Source organism: Plectonema cf. radiosum LEGE 06105 (assembly GCF_015207665.1).
Taxonomy (GTDB): domain Bacteria; phylum Cyanobacteriota; class Cyanobacteriia; order Cyanobacteriales; family Nostocaceae; genus Rivularia; species Rivularia radiosa_A.
The window spans coordinates 1-15,061 of the sequence record NZ_JADEWL010000060.1 but is presented as its reverse complement, the minus strand read 5'-3'; the positions used below and the strand labels follow the sequence as shown (position 1 = coordinate 15,061).

The following is a 15,061-nucleotide window of genomic DNA, read 5'->3' as shown; positions in this document are numbered from 1 at the left end:
ACCAATTACCAATTACCAATTACCAATTATTCTGTTGTTCTAATACACTAGAATGCAATTGCAACAAGTGTTTATCTTCTATTCCCACTGTTTTTAAACCCTCAACAGTTTGCATTAAATATTCAGCACTCGAACCGAGTTCACCTTTGGCTGTAGCGATAGTATTAACAGTGCTTTCAAAGCACATTTTACCCGCATAATCTGGATGATGTCGGTTGATAATAAAGGCGATCGCCATGATTTCGTTTGTACCAGATAGTACCTTAACCCATCGGGGAATATACGAACCAATGACCATTTCTCGCCGCCATAACAGCAACAATTCTGAATGTATTTCAGCAGCAGGGATACGATAAACAACGCCGCGACAGCTACCTCCACAATCCAAACCCAGTACTAAACCGGGATTATCCGGAGTTCCTCTACCAACCAGCGCTCGCAAGCAAAAGCGGCGATGCCAACCATAAACAGTTCCCACAAGACGCTCAGTATATTTAAATATAGGATTCCAAATTAACGAACCGTAAGCGAACAGCCAAACATCCGTATCTGCTTTATGGGACTTTAAAGTAACGCGAATAGACTCTTGCAACTGGCTTTCACTTAATAGTTGCATTCCTAAACCAGATTGCAAAATCATGTTGTGCAACCGGCTAGATTCTAAATCAGCGCGAGTTAGAGACATATCTTGAAAAAGTTGACAGTTGACAGTGGACAGTTAACAATGGACAATTACTCATTCTGCATCAACTATCAACTCCAAAATAAATAAGTATTATTTCCTTCATAAAACGCAATAATTAGTTAAGATTGATTAATATAAAATCTTGACCTGCGTAAATCAAAGCCTTTGTAATCTCATGCAGTTAAATAAAAGTGCGTCTGTAGATTCTTCCCTTTTAAAACCGTTATTATTAATTTCGCCATTCTTCCTTTGGGGTACGGCGATGGTAGCGATGAAAGGAGTCATTCCCCATACTACGCCTTTTTTCCTGGCAGGGATGCGAATATTACCGGCGGGGATATTGATTTTGATTGCGGCTGCAATTATGGGTAAACCTCAACCCAAAGGTTGGAAAGCTTGGCTATGGATTGCTCTATTTGGATTAGTTGATGGAGCGCTGTTTCAAGGCTTTTTAGCGGCAGGATTAGTCAGGACTGGTGCGGGTTTAGGTTCAGTAATGATTGATTCTCAGCCTTTAGCTGTGGCACTGATGTGTTCATGGTTGTTTGCCGAAAGAATCGGCTTATATGGATATTTTGGATTAATATTAGGAATTTTGGGTATTAGTATCATCGGTTTACCTGACGAACTAATTTTAAGTATTTTCTCTAGTAATAGCGACTTCGTATTTCCGATATCTCAATCATTTTTCCAAAGCGGTGAATTATTGATGCTGCTAGCTGCGTTGAGTATGGCTGTGGGAACTGTAATGATTCGATTTGTGATTCGCCATGTAGATCCAATCACCGCTACCGGATGGCATATGATATTGGGTGGTTTACCATTATGGGGAATTTCTGCCACTACAGAATCTCAACAGATACAGAATTTGATTGCTTCAGACTGGCTAGCTTTAGGTTATGCGACAATATTCGGTAGCGCGATCGCCTATGGGATGTTTTTCTACTTTGCTTCTAGCGGAAATCTTACCAGTTTAAGTTCTCTAACCTTCTTAACTCCGATATTTGCTTTGATATTTGGTAGTATCTTGTTGAATGAATCTTTGAGTGCTTTGCAGTGGGTAGGAGTTGCAATCACTCTAGCCAGTATTTATTTAATTAATCAACGGGATGTTTTAGACAAACGCAATCAGCTGCAACCGTTGCACATCGATGGCGATATTCTACCTCAGACAACTACGCAATCTACTTTAGAAATATCTCAAAACAAGCTGAATCCTTTAAAAATTAAAGTTATGGAGTCAGAAACAGAGATTTTACACTAAATAAAGATATTGGCTATAATAGAGTACTTCTTCATCTAGTCATTAAACTTTTTGTCAAGATAAAAGTTAACATTTTAAGTAGATTAATAAGTAAATTAAAGTTATCGTTGTGTCGGTAACTTTTACAATACTATTTTGCCGAAATTTGCTGTATGAGGCGATGTTATTACCCTATAGTTATATTTACTTATCTGAGTTGTCTGGGAATTGACATCAATTCTACGGGTGCAACTAATTATAAGAACAAACCATTTTTATTAGAAATTGCTCAAGTTAATTCCTCAGATACGATTTTACCCTCTAACCTGCGAGTAGGTAGTGCGGGAGAAAATGTAAAGGTTTTACAAAACCAGTTGAAAAAATTGGGTTATTATGACGGCATTACAGACGGACAATTTGGTACAACTACACGCAACGCTGTAATTAAGTTTCAGCAAGATAAGGGTTTATTTGCGGATGGGATTGCAGGTAGTCGAACTAGACAACTGCTACAAACAGAAATCGCCAAACAAAGCGGTTTTACTTCTACTCCCACCCCAGAAGCTGTTTCGGAACCAAATGATGAGGAGGAGGTAAAATTTTTACAAAGTGATTTGATTCGGTTTGGTTTGATAGCTGTGGGAATATTGGCGGGTGTAGGAATATTGTTTTATGTCATTCAATGGTTTAGATATTCCAGACAATTGAATAATGCTGATACTTACGTAGATGATGATACTGAAATAGCTCAACCATTCCCAGATAAACTAGAAAATGGCGATCGCGAAGAATATATCGAAGATACAGATTTAGTTCAACCATCTTTACCCAAGCTTCAAGGTACTCAAGAATATTTGCCCAGTGATGCTTTTGATGGTGAATTATCTACAGTGACACCATCTTCAGACTTACTTCCAGCAGAAAAGACTTCTCGTCTGATCAAAGTCAATGTTGTAGATGAATTAATCAAAGATTTAGAAAGTTCCAACCCTACAAAGCGACGTAAAGCAATTTGGGAATTAGGACAAAAAGGAGATTCGCGAGCAATTCAGCCATTAGTAGAACAGATGGTTGAAAGTGATTCCCAGCAACGTAGTTTGATTTTAGCAGCTCTGGCAGAAATTGGTACCCGTACCCTTAAACCAATGAATCGCGCTTTAGCAGTTTCCCTGCAAGATGAAAGTCCCGACGTGCGTAAAAACGCTATCCGTGACTTAACTCGCGTTTACGACATGATGGCTCAAATTAGTCAAATGTTATCCATGGCAATGGAAGATGAAGATTCAGAAGTACAGGAAACAGCAAGATATGCAATTTCACAAATGAATCGTATTCGTATCCTACCATCCGAGGGACCACAAACGCAGATTCAATATCCACAAGAGTGGCAAGATGATAGTTGACAGTTGACAGTTACCAATTACCAATTACCAATTACCAATTACCCATTAATAATTACTAATGAAATTACTCTTCGTTTCTACTCCTGTTGGGCCACTTGGTTCTGGACTTGGTGGTGGTGTGGAATTAAGTTTGTACAATATTGCTCAAGAAATGATCCGTCGGGGACACGATTTGCAAATTGTTGCTCCTGCTGGTTGTACATGGGATAACTTACCGATAATGCAGATTTCGGGAAATTTACAAATTATTGCCCAAAGTTTAGAACGTACAACGCCTATTACAATGCCAAAAAATTCTGTTTTAGGGAATATGTGGGATTGCGTTCGTCAAGTGGAGAATAAATATGACTTGATTGTTAATTTTGCTTACGATTGGTTGCCTTTTTACTTGACACCTTTTTTAAATGGTCCTGTAGCTCATTTCGTCAGTATGGGTTCTCTTGCTGATGCTCTCGACGGGATTATCGTAGAAATATCACAACAATTTCCCGGTACGATTGGTTTTTATACCCCCGCTCAAGCTGCGACTTTTCCCCAATTAACTCCACCGATATATTATTTAAGCAGTGGTATAGATTTATCCTTGTATGAATTTTGCAGTCAGCCCAAACAACAATTAGTTTGGTTGGGTCGAATTTCTCCAGAAAAAGGTTTAGAAGATGCCTTTGCTGTAGCAGAAAGTACTAACATTCCACTCAAGATTATGGGTAAAATTCAAGATGAATCTTACTGGCAGAAAATTCAGCAAGATTACCCAAATGCACCGATTGAATATCTAGGGTTTTTGTCTACTAAGGAAATGCAGCAAATTGTCCGCGAATGTCGGGCATTAATTATGACACCCCGTTGGGTGGAAGCATTTGGGAATGTAGCAATTGAAGCTTTAGCTTGTGGAGTTCCAGTAATTTCCTATAGTCGGGGTGGCCCTGCATCTATTATTCAAGATGGTAAAACTGGTTTTTTAGTAGAACCGGATAGTGTTACTGGATTAATAGAAGCAACAAACCGATTAGATCAAATAAACCGTCAAACTTGTAGGGATACAGCACAAAAAGAATTTTCCTTAGAAATATTAGGCGAACGTTTTGAACAATGGTTTATTAATACAGTTAGCAGTTGACAGTGTTTAAAATTGCAGAAATTTTAGGATAGTTAATCATTTTTTTACCTCATGTTTACGGATAAAGACCTATGAATCTTGAAATAGGAAAGACAATCAAAAATCTCCAAACTATGAGCTTGTTTTTAAAAGAATAAAGCAATCCAAAATCTAAAATCTAAAATCAAATGACAACTTCCCCATTACCATCCATTACAAATAACCAGCAGTCAATGCAAATCAAAATTCAACACCCCAAAACCTTACTAGTACCGCAACCGTTGCAACCTGGAGACTTATTGAGGGTAATTGCCCCGAGTGGCGCTTTACGAGAAATTGAAGTATTCCATAGTGGTGTAGAAATTTGGCGATCGCGTGGTTATCGAGTGGAGGTAATTCCGGAAATAGAGGATAGATGGGGATATTTAGCCGGTAATGACGCAAAACGCCGCACTCACTTAGCAACAGCATGGCAAGACCCCGAATGTCGTGGTATTCTTTGTGCTAGAGGTGGTTTTGGCACTACACGGATTTTAGAAGCATGGACGTGGATGTTGCAAAACCAAGAAACTGCCGATGTCCCATCACCAAAATGGTTAATTGGTTTCTCCGATATCACAGCTTTATTATGGAGTCTTTACAAAGCGGGAATTTGTGGGGTTCATGCACCTGTAATGACCACTTTAGCGGAAGAACCAATTTGGTCAATCCAAAGATTATTTGATTTAGTAGAAGGTAAATCCCTAGAACCTTTACAAGGTAGGGGATGGGGAGGTGGTATTGTTAGCGGTAAATTATTACCAGCAAACCTTACCGTCGCGACTCATCTGTTGGGTACACCGATGCAACCAGAACTTGATGGTGTAATTTTGGCAATAGAAGATGTCACAGAAGCACCTTATCGCATCGATAGAATGTTAACTCAATGGCGGATGAGTGGAGCTTTAGCAAAAATAGTCGGAATTGCGGTAGGTAGCTTTACCCGCTGCGAAGCACCACCAAATATACCCAGCTTCACCGTAGAGGAAGTATTGCGCGATCGCCTTGGTGATTTAGGTATTCCTGTTGTTTCGGGCTTACCTTTTGGACATGAAGCACCCAATGCAGCTTTACCTGTAGGTGTAATGGCAACTTTGGATGCAGATGAAGGAATTTTGAGTTTTAATTAACAACTGTACCTGGCGACTATAAGTCGCGTCTACACAAACCGGCACCCGCCTGCGCGGGTTATCAATTAACTAGTCCACCGTAGGTGGACTTTGGAAGGTGTAGTTGCGGTTTAAACCACCGGATACTGCCTCCATTCTAATTGAATTGAAGCAAGAGCCTCTTAAATATTTTTTCTGTGCAAACGACAAAAACTAATAGCCGGAATAGCAGCCAAAATAAATGCTGTTAATCCTTGTTTTATTAAATATAAAATTACATGACGATGTATTACTGGAATCAAGTTTTCTCCCCAGGAAACTAATAGCATTGAGATACTAATAAATAAATAGGAAATAGACGGTACAAAAATCCACCACCATCCAGTTTTTACATATTTTCTTAACACCAAATATTGTAATAAACCCAACCAAAGCCAAGAAAAAATATAAGCAGCATTTGATAAGATTCCCAAAAATATAACTGTTTGTGACGATATTTGATTTGTTGATGCAGCAACAGATGAAATATAAGCAATCCATGCATTAGAAACAGTATTAGCAACTAACCAACCGATTGCGGTTGCAAAAGTCCACCACCAACCAGATATATATTTATGCAGAGGAATAGATTGATCGGCTGCAAAAATTAGTGCAAATAAACTAGTAGCAATTAATTTTGCAATCCGATACCATAACAGTTCATTTTGAGCGAAATCAGCGGGTATATTCTCTCGGAGAATTTTTTCTAAAGCAAGACTAGCAATTCCTCCTCCAATCCATCCCAAAGTTGTCATAAAAGTAAACAACAAAAAGAATTCTTGACGTTGGGAACGAGGTATAAGTAATAATCTTTGCTCTTTAATATTAGATTCAGACGAATTTAGGGGAATCCTTTTAAATAAAGATGGCATAATAATCAAGAATAAGGGAAATTACACTTTCACAAGTTTAAGCAGCAAAAGCTTTTTCCGCATCCCCTTATATAGGATTGCGCCGTGGCATCAATTAAGAGGAAAATGAAATAATTAGATAATTGGAAACTTACTCGTAATGCGTCCACATCCGAATTACCTTAACTATTTTTTCAGATTCAATAATTTCATAAACCAATCGATGTTGGACATTTATCCTGCGAGAATATGCCCCTCTAAATCGCCAACTAATTTCTCATAAGGAGGGGGATTTTGAAACGGATTCTCTGCAAAAATAGCAAGCAATTCTTCTGCTTTATCCTTTAAGTTGCTAGAAGCTAACTTCTTTGCGTCTTTTTTTGCAAGATTTGTGTAAAGTATTTGCCAAGCACTCTCTTGTTCCATTTACCAATCCAAATCGCCATCACAATCTTTAATTGGGGTTGCCAAACCTTCTTTAATAGATTCTCGCATTCCTGGGATAGATAATAAATAAAGCGTTTCCTGAATTGCAGACCAGTCTTTTTCTGCCAGCAGTATCGCATTACCGCGTTGGCAAAGCCTCTCGGAACGAGAATCGCCTTCGATAATAATCGGTTTACCCTGCTGTGCTGCTTGGTCAATTAACTTTGTAAATTATTTTGGGCTTCATTTACCGTTCGGGAAGACATAATCGTTTATAGCTTTCTCGTTTAACTATAACTTTACTGTAGCAAAGCGTAACCTAGGCGATGATATTGGGAAAATTATCAAATAATTAGATAGTAATTTGTTTAATTGGGATTTTTTGGAGCTAATAAAATGCTGAAAAGTGTCTGGGCTACTGTTCGTAATGGCAAAATTGAGTTATTGGAAGATATTCAACTATCGGAAGGTACTAAAGTTTTAATTACTTTGATTTCTGATCAAGATGAGCAGCAATTTTGGTTAACAACAAGTGAAAAATCTTTAAATAAGGTTTGGGATAATCAAGAGGATGAGATTTATGCCGAATTACTCAAAAAATAGTGTAATTTTAGTGCGCTATCCTTGTTCCGACCTTTCAGCAATAAAAGTACGTCCTGCTGTTGTTGTAAATTCTGAATCTTCTTCCCAAGATTATCTTATAGTTCCGCTTACTAGTCGAATAGATTCTCTTTTCCCTGGAGAGTTTATTTTAACTGATTGGGAAGCTGCTCAACTAAATGTTCCTACTGCCGTAAAAAGAGGAATTTATACTATTGAACAAAGTTTAATTATTAAGTTCATCGGCAAATTATCTGCTCAAGATGCACAAACAATAGATACATCTCTTCGTTTATGGCTGGCTTTATAAATCAAAAATCCCCACATTCCAAGAATTGCGGGGACAAGAAATCTGATTATAATCTAGTCCGCACAGGCGGACTTTGTAAATGTAACAGCGGTAACAAAGCGCCGGATTACTTAGACTCAGTGAAGTCAGCATCAATGACATCATCGCCAGTAGAAGCGCTACCTGTATCTCCAGCAGCACCGGCACCAGCACCAGCACCATCAGGAGCAGTATCACCGGCTTGTTGATACATATTGCTACCAACGGTAAACAGTGCTTGTTGCAATTCTGGCATTAGCTTTTGAATTTGCTCGTCGTCTTCTTTGGTGACAGCATCTTTCAAATCTTTGGCTAAACCTTTGATTTTGGTTTGATCGTCTGCGGGAACTTTATCTCCCAATTCTTGCAACTGCTTTTCTGCTTGATATGCTAAGGAATCAGCTTGGTTCTTACGGTCGATTTTTTCCCGACGTTCTTTATCAGTAGAAGAGAATTTATCGGCTTCTTGAACCATTTTCTCGACTTCGGATTTATCCAAAGTAGAAGCACCAGTAATACTGATGGATTGTTCCTTACCAGTACCTTTATCTTTAGCGGTAACGTTTAAAATACCGTTAGCGTCGATATCGAAGGTAACTTCAATTTGAGGTACTCCACGAGGTGCGGGAGGAATTCCATCAAGACGGAAGGTTCCCAAACTCTTGTTATCGTTGGACATTTCACGCTCACCTTGGAGAACGTGAATTTCCACATTAGTTTGACCATCTACAGCGGTAGAAAATACTTCTGATTTCTTGGTAGGAATGGTGGTGTTGCGGGGAATAATTTTGGTCATGACTCCACCAAGAGTTTCCACACCCAAGGACAACGGACTTACATCTAAAAGTAAGATTCCGGTAACATCACCAGAAAGTACACCAGCTTGGATAGCAGCACCGACTGCTACAACTTCGTCGGGGTTAACGGTTTGATTGGGTTCTTTTCCTAATACCCGCTTAACAACTTCTTGGACTGCGGGAATCCGGGTAGAACCACCAACTAATACAATTTCGTCAATATTGTCTTTATTTAATTTTGCGTCGCGCAGTGCGTTTTCAACCGGAATGCGACAACGGTCGATTAATTTCGAGCAAATTTCTTCAAATTTAGCGCGAGTCAGGGTTGTATCCAAATGCTTGGGACCATCCTGAGTTGCGGTAATAAATGGTAAGTTAATTTCGGTTTGAGTAACGCTGGAAAGCTCGATTTTAGCTTTTTCTGCTGCTTCGGTTAAACGCTGTAAAGCTTGTTTGTCTTTCCGGAGGTCGATACCTTCCTGCTTTTGAAAATCTTGAGCTAAGTAATCAACAATTTGTTTATCGAAATCGTCACCACCGAGGTGGGTATCTCCAGAAGTTGAAAGAACTTCAAATACACCGTCACCTACTTCTAAAATAGATACGTCGAAGGTACCACCACCAAGGTCAAATACCAAGATAGTTTCGTTGCTCTTCTTATCCAAACCATACGCCAAGGAAGCGGCGGTAGGTTCGTTGATAATCCGCAATACTTCAATACCGGCAATCTTACCAGCATCTTTAGTTGCTTGACGCTGAGAGTCGTTGAAATAAGCAGGAACAGTAATTACAGCTTGGGTGATAGTTTCGCCGGTATACTTACTAGCGTCTTCAACTAGCTTACGAAGAACCTGCGCGGAAATTTCTTCCGGAGCAAATTGTTTACCCGCTTGGGGACAATCAACCTTAACGTTTCCGTTGCTATCGCGAACTACTTTATAAGAAACTTCAGTCGCTTCGTGAGTAATTTCTTCGTGCTTGCGTCCGATGAAACGCTTAACCGAATAAAAAGTGTTTTCAGGGTTCATTACCCCTTGACGCTTGGCGATTTGTCCGACAAGGCGATCCCCATTTTTCGCGAAAGCTACAACACTAGGAGTGGTACGAAAACCTTCTGCATTAGCAATAACCGTGGGTTTACCACCTTCCATGACTGCTACGCAGGAATTAGTTGTACCTAAGTCAATTCCAACTACTTTTGCCATTTTAATCTTGGCTCCGTATAACTACAAAAACAATGAATGGGAATATAAAAGATTTAATTTTGAGGTAACTGGCTTAAAAAAAGCAGCCAGTAAGACATCAATAGTCAATGTAAATTGGGCATTATCCCGCTTACACTGTTATATATACTGAGCCTATGCAGCCTGTGAATGAAGGGTGGTTTCCCGAACCCGTACTTGGACGGTCATGCTTCATAAATTTTTAATGGCTTAGTTATGGCTCAATCAGTGTTTGCTTGCATAATGTCTAATGTATGAGAATTAATACTATGAGTAATTCGGGTGAACCGTAATATTAGAGTGGTGTTTGCCGTCTTTTCGATCAAAAATAGGATTTAAATTGCCTTATTTCTAATAAATCTGCCGAGAAGTTGACTTGAGAAACAAACTTTTGGCTTTGATTTGAAAAATTTTCCCGATTTTAAACCATAAAATATATTTTGAACATATTTTGAAAGTTGATTATTCCCAGTGTAAGTTTGCCCTAATTAATATTTCCATCATTTTTATACCAACTTCCAAATCAATTTGAAAATTCTTAGTAGTAATTAACGATTATTTTGAGATAATTACAATTTAATACTTTTGATATCAACATATATTTCTTTGGGAAGTAAAAGGTATCCTATCTGCTAGCTAGCCTGAGAACAGGTTATTCCGACTCAAGAAATAACAATATCTCATTGATCTAGATAAAGGGCTAAACGATATGTTTCCAATCGCAAATATTGTTGGACAAGTACCAATGCAAGGATATGTTACTCCCCAAGAAGCATCACTAATTTTTTCCGGACCGCAATTTTTAGTTGCTTTGGTATCTGGAATAGTAATGGCGATCGCCTTTCAATTACTGCTGACTAATTTGTCAATCGCTGTAGGTATTTCTTCTTTAGGAGGAGATTTTTCTGATGACGATAATTCTGATACAGTCGGTGGAACGATTAGTAAGGTAGAAGCCAAGGTGGGTATTTGGGCATTAATTACGGCGACTATCGCTTTATTTATCGCTTGCTTTTTAGCGGTGAAACTAAGTTTAATCGAAAGCACGGTTTTAGGAGCAATTATTGGTGTTGTCATCTGGTCTACATACTTTTCAGTAATTGTATGGCTGGGTTCATCGGCTGCGGGAGCGCTGATTGGTTCTCTTATAAATACTGCTAGTTCTGGCATTCAAGGTATTATGGGTACGGCGACAGGTGTTTTGGGAGCGAATGCTGCTAAAAATCAAATGGTTTCCACAGCAGAAGATATTACCGCCGCAGTCCGTCGCGAATTAACTTCTGGTTTTGATGGTGATAGTATTAAAAACACTGTAGAAAATTCCTTAAAAACTGTAAATTTACCTAAACTAAATTTCAACGAAATTCGCACTCAATTCGATCAAGTTCTTCAAGACGGCAATTTACAATCTCTTGGTAATAGCAACTTACTCAAAAGCGTCAACCGCGATACTTTTGTTAATTTGATTAGCAATCGTACCGATTTTTCTCAAGAAGATATCAATCAAGTTGCAGATCAACTTGAAGGAGCTTGGAATCAAGCTGTAAACGGTCAAAATCCCACACAGCAGGTAATAGATTTGATTGCAAAAGCTACTCCCGATCAACTAAATTCCGAAGAGCTAGGCTCGCAGTTACAAAAACAATTGGCTGGAGTTTTAGCAGGTGGTGGTAGTGGCTTATTAATGCAGCAAGCGGTTAAATATGGCTTGGGTGCGGCTGTTCCAGCAATGATGAGTAAACTAAATTTATCCGATTTGGATGTTGAGAAGATTAAACCTCAATTGCAAAAACTGAAGCACAAACTTCCCGAAATAGATATTGAGGAGATTACTCAACAATTGCAAAATCTGAGAAAACAAGCCACTCAGAAAATATCTCAAGCATCTACTAATCCTATTAAAGCAGATGTGCAAGAGTACATTTTGAATTCTTTTCCTTGGCATTTTAATCGCTTAACGCTCAAAGATGAATTCAAAGAAGTCATCTATGATACTAGTGCAGACCCCACAAAAGTTAAACAACAACTCGAAGAAATCGATCGAGAATACTTAAACAACTTACTCAAACAACGGCAAGAACTTAGCGAAGTAAGAGTAAAAGAAATTGTCCAACAAATGGAAGAAATTCGTAGCGAAGTATTACAAACTTTAGGGGAAGCAGCAGAGAAAGAAACATCAAAAAATCTCCGCAGCCAAATTGAACAATATCTAAATTCAACAAGTAAAGAAGAACTCAACCCCTCAGCTATAAAACAGGACTTTAGTAAATTATTAGAAGATTCCCAAGCCAATTTTGACGAGTTGAAGAATCGTTTACAACAATTCAACCGGGATGATTTAGTCAAAGTGCTTTCCCAACGTCAAGATATTAGTCAGGAAGAAGCTGATAATATAGTTGGTCAACTGGAAAATACCCGCGATAACGTGTTAAATCGCGCTCAAGAACTGCAACAACAAGCTACAAATAAAGCTAATGAATTGCAAGAAAAAGTAGAAAACTATCTACTCAATACCAATAAAGAAGAACTCAATCCTGAAGAAATCAAACGCGATTTTAAAGCACTTATAGACGAGCCAGAACTCGGAGCCAAATTATTGCGTCAACGGCTTGCACAATTTGACCGCGATACCTTAGTTAAACTACTTTCTCAACGTCAAGATTTAAGCGAAGAAGAGGTAAATCAAAAAATCGACCAATTATTCTCAGTACGCGATAACGTCTTACAAGCACCACAAAAAGTTGCAGAAAAGACCAAACAGCAATACGAACAAACAGTAGAAAAACTTTCAGAGTATTTACGTAATACTGATCAAGAAGAACTCAACCCCGAAGGAATCAAACGCGATTTGCAAAAACTACTCGACGAACCCAAACAAGGAGCTTCAGCACTGCGCGATCGCCTTTCTCAAATAGACAGAGAAACCTTAGTTAAACTGCTTTCTCAACGTCAAGATTTGAGCGAAGAACAAGTTAACCAAGTAATTGACAACCTACAAGATACAATTACCGACATTGTAAAAGCACCGCGTCGGTTAGCAAAGCGTACTAGTGAACGAGTAGCTAACTTCCAAGCTGATATCGAAGAATATTTACGTTCTACCGATAAACAAGAACTCAACCCCGAAGGAATCAAACGCGATTTACAATTACTATTGCAAGACCCACGCTCTGGAATTGAAAACTTAGGCTCACGCATTTCTCAGTTTGACCGAGATACATTAGTATCAGTGCTTTCTCAAAGAGAAGATATTTCCGAAGAAGAAGCCAACCAAATTGCAGACCAAATCGAATCAACCCGCGACTCAATTGTACAACAGTACCAGCAGGTGCAGCAGAAGGTACAATCTGCGGTTGACGAAACTTTAGACAAAATTCGCAATTACCTCAACTCCTTGGAGCGTCCAGAGTTAAATTACGAAGGAATCAAACAAGACTTCGCCAAATTATTTGACGACCCACAAATGGGATTTGAAGCCTTGCGCGATCGCCTATCAGAATTTGACCGTGATAGTTTAATTGCTGTTCTGAGTTCCCGCGAAGATGTTTCTCAAAAAGACGCTGAACGTATAGTTAGTCAAATAGAAGCAGCCAGAGATAGTGTTTTACAAAGAGGAGAACGCATCCAAAAAGAAACTCAGAAAAGATTAAAAGCCATCAAACAACAAGCCAAAAAACAAGCCATCGATGCGAAAGCTGCTGCTGCAAGTGCCGCATGGTGGTTGTTTGGTGCAGCTTTAACCTCACTTGTCGGAAGTGCGATCGCCGGAGTCTTAGCCGTCAGAAGCATATACTAGTAATCGCCCTTATTTCGGATAAAACCCCAAATCCTTGGAGAGACGTAGCACTGCTACGTCTTTCTGTGCTGACTTTGCTAATACCTGATTTGGAGCAGAAAACGTTGCAGCGCTTAATGCTAACTTCAAGAAAGCGAATCGTATTTATCAAGCTGGGGCTAATATAATCGACTGCTATATAAAAACTAGACAAGTCTAGACTTTTATTTCTTGTTTCAACGGGGGCATGGGAGCGGTTAACCCTCAACAAGCTTACACGGTTAAGCCATCCGCGTGATTGTTAAACATCTTGATGTAGCTACGGTTTTTGCATATCAATCAAGAAAGCTTTTCTAAGATTTTAGCAAAAAACGAAGCATAAAATACATCAAAAAAATATAGACAATTGTCCCGAATTGACATTGCTTGTCTACAAAAAAGGTTACTAGTCAAAGCTCAGTTCGTAGCATGACTGACTCAGTACGCAATGTCACCGAATTTACAGCAGAAAACACAGGGAAAATTGGTAACGCTTTAAAAACTTATCAGGTAATCGCTCCGGATGCCTACAACTGGCTACCAGAAAGAGTTAATGCCCAATCAGTATGGATGCAGCGGCTAGAAAATTTAGAGGAAGCCGCTAGTGGTATAGAGATGGTAACAGGTGAAATTCTCAGCATTACAGAGAATGTTAACGAAATTAACAAACAATCAGAAGAATTCAATAAAGGTATTGAAGACTTAACACCCAAGGAGCGTAAGGACAATAAACCTATTGCCGACAAGAAAGCATCTGATAAAGCCGCTAGTACTACTCCGTCCCTTCCTCCAGTTACTCTTGAAGACTTTAAATCAATTTTAGAATGACAATCCCCGCAGATTTTAATGAAATTGAAAACCTCACAGATATTGTCCGTAGGGAACATAACCGAGAAGTCAAGGAATGGTTTAAGGATTCACCTGATGATGACGTTGCGACTCCAATCAGCAGATTAAAGCACGCTTGCTTGATCAAAGATGATGACCCGCTATTAGTAGCCCTGCAACGTCAGTGGCTATTCCAAATAACTATCGGACAATTGCGGTCATTGCAACAGCCTGTATACGGTATACCTGTTACAACTTTTGCTGTAGAACGTAGGCATCGTCCACAAGTAACTTTGTATTTCCAGCAGAATTCTTTGAATGTAGTTAGAGGAGAAGCGCCCGTGACCGGGGAACTTAGTTGCAGGATTATGGATAAAACGAGTACTTCTATTTGTGACATCTCCTACACCATAGAACTTGCGTTTTACTTGCAGCAAAGCATCGCGATCGCGATTTATTGTATTTGATTGTGGGGATTTATTGTAGAAGTGAAGCGACAGTTTGGAGTTAGTTGACAGTGGACAGTTGACAGTTGACAGTTGACAGTTAATATTTATTTTCTCCCCATCCCCCATCC

The 15,061-nt window shown here is 39.1% G+C and carries 14 protein-coding genes; 9 read left to right on the top strand and 5 right to left on the bottom strand.

Annotated elements, in window-relative coordinates:
* Nucleotides 1-19: 19 nt before the first annotated feature.
* Complete coding sequence (locus IQ247_RS17650) at nucleotides 20-685, bottom strand: gamma-glutamylcyclotransferase (RefSeq protein WP_193922267.1); 666 nt, start codon at nucleotides 683-685, stop codon at nucleotides 20-22.
* Nucleotides 686-860: 175 nt separating this feature from the next.
* Between IQ247_RS17650 and IQ247_RS17645 the strand changes: the two genes are divergently transcribed.
* From IQ247_RS17645 to IQ247_RS17630, 4 genes are all read left to right on the top strand, one after another.
* Complete coding sequence (locus IQ247_RS17645; protein ID WP_193922265.1) at nucleotides 861-1,949, top strand: DMT family transporter; 1,089 nt, start codon at nucleotides 861-863, stop codon at nucleotides 1,947-1,949.
* A 152-nt stretch (nucleotides 1,950-2,101) separates the two neighbouring features.
* Nucleotides 2,102-3,331 carry a peptidoglycan-binding protein gene (locus IQ247_RS17640; protein WP_193922263.1) on the top strand — a complete coding sequence of 410 codons (1,230 nt, stop codon included), beginning with the start codon at nucleotides 2,102-2,104 and terminating at the stop codon, nucleotides 3,329-3,331.
* 58 nt (nucleotides 3,332-3,389) lie between these two features.
* Nucleotides 3,390-4,451: a glycosyltransferase family 4 protein gene (locus IQ247_RS17635; protein ID WP_193922254.1), complete on the top strand. Its 1,062-nt coding sequence runs from the start codon at nucleotides 3,390-3,392 to the stop codon at nucleotides 4,449-4,451.
* 212 nt (nucleotides 4,452-4,663) lie between these two features.
* Complete coding sequence (locus tag IQ247_RS17630; protein ID WP_228059836.1) at nucleotides 4,664-5,599, top strand: S66 peptidase family protein; 936 nt, start codon at nucleotides 4,664-4,666, stop codon at nucleotides 5,597-5,599.
* Nucleotides 5,600-5,760: 161 nt separating this feature from the next.
* Here IQ247_RS17630 and IQ247_RS17625 read toward each other — a convergent pair whose 3' ends face one another.
* The 3 genes from IQ247_RS17625 to IQ247_RS17620 all read right to left on the bottom strand — a co-directional run bounded on the left by IQ247_RS17625 (nucleotide 5,761) and on the right by IQ247_RS17620 (nucleotide 6,894).
* Complete coding sequence (locus IQ247_RS17625; protein WP_193922251.1) at nucleotides 5,761-6,489, bottom strand: hypothetical protein; 729 nt, start codon at nucleotides 6,487-6,489, stop codon at nucleotides 5,761-5,763.
* Nucleotides 6,490-6,619: 130 nt separating this feature from the next.
* Entirely contained in the window at nucleotides 6,620-6,688 is a 69-nt protein-coding gene (locus IQ247_RS32635; RefSeq protein WP_228059835.1) for a hypothetical protein, read from the bottom strand.
* A 14-nt stretch (nucleotides 6,689-6,702) separates the two neighbouring features.
* Complete coding sequence (locus tag IQ247_RS17620; RefSeq protein WP_228059834.1) at nucleotides 6,703-6,894, bottom strand: type II toxin-antitoxin system RelE/ParE family toxin; 192 nt, start codon at nucleotides 6,892-6,894, stop codon at nucleotides 6,703-6,705.
* A 396-nt stretch (nucleotides 6,895-7,290) separates the two neighbouring features.
* Between IQ247_RS17620 and IQ247_RS17610 the strand changes: the two genes are divergently transcribed.
* Together IQ247_RS17610 and IQ247_RS17605 are read left to right on the top strand one after the other, a co-directional pair.
* Nucleotides 7,291-7,497: a hypothetical protein gene (locus tag IQ247_RS17610; RefSeq protein ID WP_193922249.1), complete on the top strand. Its 207-nt coding sequence runs from the start codon at nucleotides 7,291-7,293 to the stop codon at nucleotides 7,495-7,497.
* The gene (locus IQ247_RS17605; RefSeq protein ID WP_193922247.1) at nucleotides 7,475-7,804 is read left to right on the top strand and encodes a type II toxin-antitoxin system PemK/MazF family toxin; all 330 of its coding nucleotides are present in this window, start codon (nucleotides 7,475-7,477) and stop codon (nucleotides 7,802-7,804) included. Before IQ247_RS17610 ends, IQ247_RS17605 begins: the two co-directional genes overlap by 23 nt.
* A 106-nt stretch (nucleotides 7,805-7,910) precedes the next feature.
* On the opposite strand, the gene dnaK is transcribed toward IQ247_RS17605, so the two are convergent.
* The gene (gene dnaK, locus IQ247_RS17600) at nucleotides 7,911-9,824 is read right to left on the bottom strand and encodes a molecular chaperone DnaK (RefSeq protein ID WP_193922244.1); all 1,914 of its coding nucleotides are present in this window, start codon (nucleotides 9,822-9,824) and stop codon (nucleotides 7,911-7,913) included.
* A gap of 727 nt (nucleotides 9,825-10,551) precedes the next feature.
* Here dnaK and IQ247_RS17595 point away from each other — a divergent pair.
* The 3 genes from IQ247_RS17595 to IQ247_RS17585 all read left to right on the top strand — a co-directional run bounded on the left by IQ247_RS17595 (nucleotide 10,552) and on the right by IQ247_RS17585 (nucleotide 14,951).
* Nucleotides 10,552-13,638 carry an MFS transporter gene (locus tag IQ247_RS17595; RefSeq protein WP_193922236.1) on the top strand — a complete coding sequence of 1,029 codons (3,087 nt, stop codon included), beginning with the start codon at nucleotides 10,552-10,554 and terminating at the stop codon, nucleotides 13,636-13,638.
* Nucleotides 13,639-14,085: 447 nt separating this feature from the next.
* A complete protein-coding gene (locus IQ247_RS17590) occupies nucleotides 14,086-14,484 on the top strand; it encodes a hypothetical protein (protein WP_193922234.1) in 399 nt (132 codons plus the stop codon).
* The gene (locus tag IQ247_RS17585; RefSeq protein ID WP_193922232.1) at nucleotides 14,481-14,951 is read left to right on the top strand and encodes a hypothetical protein; all 471 of its coding nucleotides are present in this window, start codon (nucleotides 14,481-14,483) and stop codon (nucleotides 14,949-14,951) included. The genes IQ247_RS17590 and IQ247_RS17585 overlap by 4 nt, the downstream gene beginning before the upstream one ends.
* Nucleotides 14,952-15,061 lie beyond the last annotated feature (110 nt).

Excerpts from the sequence above, each read along its gene's own strand:
- IQ247_RS17590 (WP_193922234.1), top strand. The coding sequence starts at position 14,086 with ATGACTGACTCAGTACGCAATGTCACCGAATTTACAGCAGAAAACACA.
- IQ247_RS17605 (WP_193922247.1), top strand. The coding sequence starts at position 7,475 with ATGCCGAATTACTCAAAAAATAGTGTAATTTTAGTGCGCTATCCTTGT.
- IQ247_RS17595 (WP_193922236.1), top strand. The coding sequence starts at position 10,552 with ATGTTTCCAATCGCAAATATTGTTGGACAAGTACCAATGCAAGGATAT.
- IQ247_RS17610 (WP_193922249.1), top strand. The coding sequence starts at position 7,291 with ATGCTGAAAAGTGTCTGGGCTACTGTTCGTAATGGCAAAATTGAGTTA.
- IQ247_RS17630 (WP_228059836.1), top strand. The coding sequence starts at position 4,664 with ATGCAAATCAAAATTCAACACCCCAAAACCTTACTAGTACCGCAACCG.
- IQ247_RS17625 (WP_193922251.1), bottom strand. The coding sequence starts at position 6,489 with ATGCCATCTTTATTTAAAAGGATTCCCCTAAATTCGTCTGAATCTAAT.
- IQ247_RS17585 (WP_193922232.1), top strand. The coding sequence starts at position 14,481 with ATGACAATCCCCGCAGATTTTAATGAAATTGAAAACCTCACAGATATT.
- IQ247_RS17640 (WP_193922263.1), top strand. The coding sequence starts at position 2,102 with ATGAGGCGATGTTATTACCCTATAGTTATATTTACTTATCTGAGTTGT.
- IQ247_RS17645 (WP_193922265.1), top strand. The coding sequence starts at position 861 with ATGCAGTTAAATAAAAGTGCGTCTGTAGATTCTTCCCTTTTAAAACCG.
- IQ247_RS17650 (WP_193922267.1), bottom strand. The coding sequence starts at position 685 with ATGTCTCTAACTCGCGCTGATTTAGAATCTAGCCGGTTGCACAACATG.
- IQ247_RS17635 (WP_193922254.1), top strand. The coding sequence starts at position 3,390 with ATGAAATTACTCTTCGTTTCTACTCCTGTTGGGCCACTTGGTTCTGGA.
- dnaK (WP_193922244.1), bottom strand. The coding sequence starts at position 9,824 with ATGGCAAAAGTAGTTGGAATTGACTTAGGTACAACTAATTCCTGCGTA.
- IQ247_RS17620 (WP_228059834.1), bottom strand. The coding sequence starts at position 6,894 with ATGGAACAAGAGAGTGCTTGGCAAATACTTTACACAAATCTTGCAAAA.